Genomic DNA, 2,811 nt, shown 5'->3' with positions numbered 1-2,811 from the left:
TCAGTGCATACCTCATGGTAAACCACCTTGCAGCTTACTAATGGTTCGAGACACGACTCTCGCCCATAAGGGACTTGCACCCTATAAATTAATACCCTACTTTTATGTAGGGAAAGATGCCCATGCTGGGCACACACAATGTATATAAAAAATAGGCGAAACAGTGGTAAAATCAAGGCTTTTGGCTCGTATCAAATTTTGTGCTTATTCGAAAGTTTGGAGCTTCGAAATCGCCTAATTTTCATATACTAACCGTTATCGGCAACAAATACTTGCAAAATGGAACAATATTTTATAATAGAGAACAGTGAACGTCTAGGTCCCTTTTCGCTTGATGAACTGAAACAAAAACAAATGTCCAAAAGCACATTAGTTTGGACAGAAAAACTTGATGATTGGACGGAAGCCAAGAATTTGAAAGAATTAAAAGACTTAATAAAAGTAATACCTCCACCAATTCCAAAACCAGACAAAGAACCCCTTAAAGTCGAAGCGAAAATAAGTAAACAGAATGAAAAGTTAATTAGTCCAAAAACAGAAGTTGCTATTGCCAAAGAAACCAAATCAATCTTCCAACAAATCTTGTATGGATTAATTATCGGAACTCTATCATTTCCAATATTCTATTTTGTTATATATGACGTCAAGAAATATGATGATTATGATATTAAAGCCAACTTAAGGGAAGATACTGTTTGGGGTATTGATCTTGATGATTTCCCTTTTACATGGTACGGGATGAACTACGCTTCGGTAAGTGAAAATATTGAAAGTAGAAAAGAAATATATACTGAGAAATCATTGAGTAATTCATTTGCAATATTTTTAATCGCTTCCGGTATTTTTGTGGTTTTCAGATATATCTCAAAAGGTGCAATTTGGGTTCAAGAAACTTCGAAAAAAAACTTGAACGAAAAGGAATGAATATTGAGGACATCAAGGATATTATTAAAGAACTTGAATTGCTTAACCCTATTGACGAGTATGCTTATGAAAAGGCAGTTCTAGCCTTTTTGAAGGTAAAGCAATTACCTGTACTCTTGTATCGGATCCCAGAAGGCACTTCAATTTTTCGAGCCAGAACCCAAAAGAATGAAGGCTTACTTTATAAAGTATCAGATATATCACTGCCTCCTAATGAATGTGTAAAAGAATTTGCCCGCTGTAATAGACCATTCCAGTCAAAGTTCTATTGTGCAGAAAATATACCAACTGCGTACATGGAATTGGTAGAGTATTGGGCTGAAACAAGAGAAGTTGGGGAAGTAATCACTATTACGCTTAGCAGGTGGGTATTAACAAAATCCTTAACTGTAGTATTAGTGACAACACCTGACGAGAACAATAGAATTTCAGAGTTTGACAAACATCATGGCTCTGCCCTTGATGAATTCATCGAACGATGCAACCCGGAAATTCGTGAAGGAACAATTGAAATTTACAGGTATCTATTCAAAATGTTTAGAAAAAGGGCTAAAAAAGATCCGAAAACTTACATAATTACAACTGCATATTCCAATGTAACACTAATGCACTCAAAAGGTAATGCAAACGGCATTTATTACCCAAGCATTCCTTTTGGCGAACAAGGAGTCAACTTTGCGCTAAACTCAAAATTTATCTCATCTGAGAATATGAAATTAACAAGTGTAATTCAGAACAAGATGACTGTTGAGTCAATTGAAAATGGAATGAAAAAATTTAAGGAAAGTGGGATAATTCACGCAACAGGTTTTGATGAATCCAAGAACCAAATCAAATGGAAACAAAGCCGATAACAGACGCTAAAAATCCATAGGCATATGAGCTACTTGCAAAGAGCATTTGAATCAGATACTTTTAAAGAAATTAATAAGCGGTCAGCCTACGGATTTTAGCTGATCGTTAGCAAACATGTTGTATAGGAAGAATCGAGAATAAATGACTATGAGAACAATAATACTATTAATGTTGATGGTTTTAATTTCAACAGTTACTTTTTCACAAAGGCAAAAGATCAATTTCAATTTATCGATTGGCCCAACAATATCCATTCCCAAAACAAGCAAACTAATAATTAATTCTAATGTAGATGGTGCTCCAGAAATTATATCTTCAATCAATGTTGGTGGATTTATTTTGCCCAATTTGCAGTATAATCTAGGAGAAAGAACATCCTTTGAATTAGGATTGGGTTTTTACCTCGACAGATCAAATATTGAAGATAGGATAGGGGTTGTCACTAATAAAGGAAAAAGAATAATTAGTCAAATTCAAATACCCTTTAATTTCAATTATCATTTTGGTAATGATAATTCATATTCAATTGGAATTGGAGCCTTTACTAGTTTGATAGTCTCAGCAAAAGAAAAAGGGGAAACTTTATCAAGATTTTCAACTATTAGTATTAATAGTCCTGACGACCCTATAATCAGTAATGATTTAGTTGCTGAATATAATATTGAGCAAAAGTCATATAATTCTACGAACTTTGGAGCCTTTATTCAGTTAAGACGAAATATTGCATTTACAGATTCAACCAATGGTTTTATATTGCTTAAAATAAACCAATATCTTAATGCTATTAAAGGAAATGACTCTGAAGTACAAATAGGAAATAATTTAGTGTATAATGACGAAAAAGAACCAACAATGCTTAATATAGGAATTGGATTAATCTTGTAGAGTTTGCTAATCGAGTAGATGGCCAGTGAGCAAATAGCCCACTGGTGCACCTCTCACACCACCGTACGTACGGGTCTCGTATACGGCGGTTCATCGAATCGAAGGTTGCGTATTCTGGTAGTAGGAAAGCATTGATTCATACCCTTT

3 protein-coding genes are annotated in these 2,811 nt (G+C 34.3%); all 3 read left to right on the top strand.

Going from position 1 to position 2,811, the window contains the following annotated elements:
* Window positions 1–279 precede the first annotated feature (279 nt).
* The 3 genes from AAOP42_RS00645 (at window position 280) to AAOP42_RS00635 (ending at window position 2,664) form a co-directional block, all read left to right on the top strand.
* A complete protein-coding gene (locus AAOP42_RS00645; protein ID WP_349526518.1) occupies window positions 280–924 on the top strand; it encodes a DUF4339 domain-containing protein in 645 nt (214 codons plus the stop codon).
* On the top strand, window positions 921–1,778 hold the full coding sequence (locus AAOP42_RS00640) for a hypothetical protein (RefSeq protein WP_349526517.1): 858 nt from the start codon (window positions 921–923) through the stop codon (window positions 1,776–1,778). The genes AAOP42_RS00645 and AAOP42_RS00640 overlap by 4 nt, the downstream gene beginning before the upstream one ends.
* Before the next feature lie 148 nt (window positions 1,779–1,926).
* Entirely contained in the window at window positions 1,927–2,664 is a 738-nt protein-coding gene (locus tag AAOP42_RS00635) for an outer membrane beta-barrel protein (protein WP_349526516.1), read from the top strand.
* The last annotated feature ends 147 nt before the right edge of the window (window positions 2,665–2,811 follow it).

This window comes from Reichenbachiella sp. MALMAid0571, from assembly GCF_040151475.1.
GTDB lineage: Bacteria > Bacteroidota > Bacteroidia > Cytophagales > Cyclobacteriaceae > CAXBNB01.
The sequence above is the reverse complement of the archived record's forward strand: the minus strand, read 5'-3'. Positions and strand labels throughout refer to the sequence as shown.

What these genes read in the sequence shown, in the direction of transcription:
- AAOP42_RS00645 (WP_349526518.1), top strand. Translation starts at nt 280, where the DNA reads ATGGAACAATATTTTATAATAGAGAACAGTGAACGTCTAGGTCCCTTT.
- AAOP42_RS00640 (WP_349526517.1), top strand. Translation starts at nt 921, where the DNA reads ATGAATATTGAGGACATCAAGGATATTATTAAAGAACTTGAATTGCTT.
- AAOP42_RS00635 (WP_349526516.1), top strand. Translation starts at nt 1,927, where the DNA reads ATGAGAACAATAATACTATTAATGTTGATGGTTTTAATTTCAACAGTT.